Annotated in this window: 4 protein-coding genes, 4 tRNA genes and 1 rRNA gene; 8 read left to right on the forward strand and 1 reads right to left on the reverse strand. The window is 51.5% G+C overall.

The window, feature by feature from the left end; genetic code table 11:
• Nucleotide 1 precedes the first annotated feature (1 nt).
• The 3 genes from rrf to birA all read left to right on the forward strand — a co-directional run bounded on the left by rrf (nucleotide 2) and on the right by birA (nucleotide 2,396).
• Nucleotides 2–117 (forward strand): 5S ribosomal RNA (gene rrf / locus CW267_RS29515).
• Between the two features lie 291 nt (nucleotides 118–408).
• Nucleotides 409–1,437 carry a UDP-N-acetylmuramate dehydrogenase gene (murB, locus tag CW267_RS29520; protein ID WP_032736967.1) on the forward strand — a complete coding sequence of 343 codons (1,029 nt, stop codon included), beginning with the start codon at nucleotides 409–411 and terminating at the stop codon, nucleotides 1,435–1,437.
• On the forward strand, nucleotides 1,434–2,396 hold the full coding sequence (gene birA / locus CW267_RS29525) for a bifunctional biotin--[acetyl-CoA-carboxylase] ligase/biotin operon repressor BirA (RefSeq protein WP_008808010.1): 963 nt from the start codon (nucleotides 1,434–1,436) through the stop codon (nucleotides 2,394–2,396). The genes murB and birA overlap by 4 nt, the downstream gene beginning before the upstream one ends.
• Nucleotides 2,397–2,422: 26 nt before the next feature.
• On the opposite strand, the gene coaA is transcribed toward birA, so the two are convergent.
• Complete coding sequence (gene coaA, locus CW267_RS29530) at nucleotides 2,423–3,373, reverse strand: type I pantothenate kinase (protein ID WP_012543215.1); 951 nt, start codon at nucleotides 3,371–3,373, stop codon at nucleotides 2,423–2,425.
• Between the two features lie 418 nt (nucleotides 3,374–3,791).
• Between coaA and CW267_RS29540 the strand changes: the two genes are divergently transcribed.
• The 5 genes from CW267_RS29540 to CW267_RS29560 all read left to right on the forward strand — a co-directional run.
• Nucleotides 3,792–3,867, forward strand: a tRNA-Thr gene (locus CW267_RS29540).
• 10 nt (nucleotides 3,868–3,877) lie between these two features.
• Nucleotides 3,878–3,962: transfer RNA gene (locus CW267_RS29545), tRNA-Tyr, on the forward strand.
• Between the two features lie 115 nt (nucleotides 3,963–4,077).
• Nucleotides 4,078–4,152, forward strand: a tRNA-Gly gene (locus CW267_RS29550).
• Nucleotides 4,153–4,157: 5 nt separating this feature from the next.
• Nucleotides 4,158–4,233, forward strand: a tRNA-Thr gene (locus CW267_RS29555).
• Between the two features lie 115 nt (nucleotides 4,234–4,348).
• Nucleotides 4,349–4,562: GTP-binding protein (locus tag CW267_RS29560; protein WP_227256966.1), on the forward strand; the 214-nt coding region annotated here is incomplete at its 3' end.

The following is a 4,562-nucleotide window of genomic DNA, read 5'->3' on the forward strand; positions in this document are numbered from 1 at the left end:
GCCTGGCGGCGATAGCGCGGTGGTCCCACCTGACCCCATGCCGAACTCAGAAGTGAAACGCCGTAGCGCCGATGGTAGTGTGGGGTCTCCCCATGTGAGAGTAGGGAACTGCCAGGCATCAAATAAAGCAGAAAGCTCAGTCGAAAGACTGAGCTTTTTGTTTTTGCGTTTTAACAAGAACCCCGTCCCGAAAGGTGCGGGGTTTTTTCGCTGTGTGGGGTATATCTCCCCGGTGGCGCTGCGCTTACCGGGGCTACGGATTCGCACCCGCCCTGCACGACCTGTAGCCCGGACCGGTACACCGCATCATTACCGGTAACGCCCCCAATATCACTGCCCCTGCAATCAGGCAAGCCTTCCCCCGCCAGATACGGTAAACTAACGCCGATTTTGCATCAGGAAGCCACTATGAACCACTCCCTCAAACCCTGGAATACCTTTGGCATTGAGCGCTCCGCCAGGACGATTGTACGCGCCGAAACTGAGCAGCAGTTATTAAGCGCCTGGCAAACTGCTGTCGCGGCAGGCGAACCCACGCTGATCCTTGGGGAAGGTAGTAATGTCCTGTTTCTGAACGACTATGCCGGTACGGTGATCCTCAACCGAATTATGGGGATCGAGGTGAGCGAAACGCCGGAAGCCTGGTGCTTGCACGTCGGCGCCGGCGAAAACTGGCATCAATTGGTGCAGTTCACGCTACAGCATGCGATGCCAGGTCTGGAAAATTTGGCATTGATCCCTGGCTGCGCAGGATCTTCGCCGATCCAGAATATTGGCGCCTACGGTGTCGAGCTCCAGCGGGTTTGCAACTATGTGGACTGCATTGAGCTGGAAACGGGTCGTAAGCAGCGTCTTTCAGCGGCGGAATGCCGTTTCGGCTACCGTGACAGTATCTTTAAACATGAATACCAGGATCGCTACGCCATCGTCGCGATTGGTTTAACGTTAGCGAAAGCATGGCAGCCTGTACTGAGTTACGGTGATTTAACGCGTCTTGATCCACAGACCGTCACCCCGCAGCAGGTATTCGATTCCGTTTGTCATATGCGAATGACTAAGTTGCCGGATCCCAGGATTAACGGCAATGCCGGAAGTTTCTTTAAGAATCCGATCGTCAGCGCTCAGGTTGCTGAAGCGCTGCTGGCGCAATTCCCCCGGGCGCCGCATTATCCGCAGGCAAACGGCACCGTCAAGCTGGCCGCGGGCTGGTTAATCGATCAATGTCAGCTCAAAGGGCAACGCATTGGCGGCGCGGCCGTCCATCGACAACAGGCCCTGGTACTCATTAATGAAGATCGAGCGACCAGCGAGGACGTGGTAAAACTAGCCCATTACGTTCGCCAGCAGGTGGGTAAGAAATTCGATGTATGGCTTCAGCCCGAGGTGCGCTTCATTGGAACGCATGGTGAAGTCAACGCAGAGGAGAGCATTGCGTGAAAGACCATACTATTCCCTTAACGTTGATTTCTATCCTGGCTGATGGCGAGTTCCACTCAGGTGAACAGCTTGGTGAGCAGTTAGGTATGAGCCGGGCGGCGATTAATAAGCATATCCAGACCTTACGCGACTGGGGCGTCGATGTGTTTACAGTGCCAGGCAAGGGTTACAGCCTGCCGGAGCCCATTCATCTGTTGGATGAGAAAAAGATTTCCCAACAGATTGAACATGGCCGAGTGACGGTTCTCCCCGTGATTGACTCCACTAACCAGTATTTACTGGACAGGCTTGATGAGCTGACATCCGGGGATGCCTGTGTGGCTGAATATCAGCAGGCAGGGCGAGGACGGCGAGGTAGAAAATGGTTCTCGCCCTTTGGCGCCAATCTTTATCTCTCGATGTACTGGCGCCTGGAGCAGGGGCCGGCGGCGGCTATTGGACTCAGCCTGGTGATTGGTATCGTGATCGCTGAAGTTTTGCAGCAGCTCGGGGCCGATCAGGTTCGTGTGAAATGGCCAAACGATATTTACCTGCAAGATCGTAAACTGTCAGGGATCCTCGTGGAACTGACCGGGAAAACGGGTGATGCTGCACAAATCGTTAGTGGCGCGGGTATCAATCTTGTGATGCGTCGCGTGGAGTCTGACGTGGTCAATCAGGGGTGGATAAGCCTTCAGGAGGCGGGGGTTGTCATCGACCGCAACCTCCTCGCCGCGCGCCTGATTAAAGAGCTACGTCTGGGCCTGGAACTGTTCGAGCAGGAAGGGTTAGCGCCCTATCTGCCGCGCTGGGAGAAACTGGATAACTTTATTCATCGCCCGGTAAAACTCATTATCGGTGATAAAGAAATCTATGGAATTTCCCGGGGCATTGATGCGCAAGGCGCACTATTGCTGGAACAGGATGGGGTGATAAAAGCCTGGGTTGGCGGTGAAATATCATTGCGCAGCGCAGAATAAAAAAGGGAGCTTCGGCTCCCTTTGCTTTATTTACGTAAGCGTACTTGATTCACAGAATGATTGGCGCTTTTGGTCATGATCAGGCTGGCACGTTCGCGGGTTGGAAGTATGTTTTCTTTAAGATTCATTAAGTTAATCTCGTTCCATAGCGAGGTGGCAATATCCACCGCCTCTTCCTTCGACAGCTTAGCGTAATTGTGGAAGTAGGAGTCAGGATCGGTAAACGCCCCTTCTCGGAATTTGAGAAAACGGTTGATATACCAGCTTTTCAGTAATTCTTCCGGGGCATCGACATAAATAGAAAAATCGACAAAATCGGATACAAATACATGATGAGGATCGTGCGGATAATCCATTCCACTTTGCAGAACGTTGAGTCCCTCAAGAATTAAAATATCCGGCTGCGCGACGGTTTTATCGCCGTCGGGAATAACATCATAAATCAGATGGGAATAAACCGGCGCGGTTGCCTGCGGTACACCTGATTTAAGATCGGAGACAAACTTCACCAGTCGATGCATATCATAGGACTGCGGGAAGCCTTTCTTCTTCATTAATCCGCGTTCTTTCAATACTGAGTTAGGGTGCAAAAAACCGTCAGTAGTGATGAGTTCAACATGGCGGTGCTCCGGCCAACGGCTAAGCAAGGCCTGCAGTACACGCGCGGTGGTGCTTTTCCCCACCGCAACGCTGCCAGCGATGCTGATGATATAGGGAATGCGTTGACCGTTGGTGCCAAGAAATTGTTCGAGAACAGCCTGACGACGCAGGTTAGAACTGATATAGAAGTTGAGCAAACGCGACAGCGGCAAATAGATCTCGGCAACCTCTTCCAGAGAGAGATCTTCGTTGATGCCTTTTAACCGCGTGATTTCATCCTCGGTTAACGTCATCGGGACAGAATCACGAAGTGCAGCCCATTGGTGGCGGTTAAATTGTAGGTACGGTGTCATTAACGTCTGCTCTTTTTGGCTCATAAGCATGTTCTTACCATCGCCGTATACGTTGAAACGGCGATGCTTCACACGAGTTAATCAGGACAATGGGCAGGAGGGTAACACCAGATTGCCGGGAATAATAAGAAAAAAACTCATTGAATGCTGCTTTCTCGCGCCAGCATCACAAGAGAGGAATAAGTTTCTTATTCGTAGTAAACCAGCAGGATAGTGCTAACGGCCCGTTACCTTTCTGTCAGTCGTCCGCATACATCCTGGGCATCAGCGGGTGACTGGAACCGCTCCTGATGAGCTGGATTGCTGGCGAATATTTGCACTGCCCTGTTTGAAATTACACCGTTTTTTCGTGTAAGAGCACAAAATGTGAGCAAGAGAACGTTTTATGCAAATTTTTAGTTGCATGAACTCGCTCCTCTCCCTAGAATGCGCGCTACTTGATGCCGACTTAGCTCAGTAGGTAGAGCAACTGACTTGTAATCAGTAGGTCACCAGTTCGATTCCGGTAGTCGGCACCATAACAATTTGGGTGGGGTTCCCGAGCGGCCAAAGGGAGCAGACTGTAAATCTGCCGTCATCGACTTCGAAGGTTCGAATCCTTCCCCCACCACCACTTTCTGGCGACGCTTTGCGTAGCCGGAGTTGGTTGGGTAAACTAATCAGCTCAATACTAAAGAGAGCAGTCTCTTTAGTATTACAGAAAGAACTGGGTAGCCGAGTTTCAGGATGCGGGCATCGTATAATGGCTATTACCTCAGCCTTCCAAGCTGATGATGCGGGTTCGATTCCCGCTGCCCGCTCCAGACGTGCTGATATGGCTCAGTTGGTAGAGCGCACCCTTGGTAAGGGTGAGGTCCCCAGTTCGACTCTGGGTATCAGCACCACTTCTTTTCTCTCCTTCCCTGTTTCTCTTCTGTTATTTTCATTCAACAAGTCGGGCATGTTGCCTGGTTGATGTGGTGATATCACCGATTTATCCGTGTCTTAGAGGGACAATCGATGTCTAAAGAAAAGTTTGAACGTACAAAACCGCACGTTAACGTCGGTACTATCGGCCACGTTGACCATGGTAAAACAACGCTGACCGCTGCCATCACTACCGTTCTGGCTAAAACCTACGGTGGTTCTGCTCGTGCATTCGACCAGATCGATAACGCACCGGAAGAAAAAGCTCGTGGTATCACCATCAACACCTCTCACGTTGAATATGACA

Origin of the sequence: Klebsiella sp. X1-16S-Nf21 (assembly GCF_002837615.1) — a bacterium.
GTDB lineage: Bacteria > Pseudomonadota > Gammaproteobacteria > Enterobacterales > Enterobacteriaceae > Klebsiella > Klebsiella variicola.

Bases quoted from the DNA above. Each gene is read 5' to 3' on its own strand.
- coaA (WP_012543215.1), bottom strand. From the start codon at position 3,373: ATGAGCCAAAAAGAGCAGACGTTAATGACACCGTACCTACAATTTAAC.
- murB (WP_032736967.1), top strand. From the start codon at position 409: ATGAACCACTCCCTCAAACCCTGGAATACCTTTGGCATTGAGCGCTCC.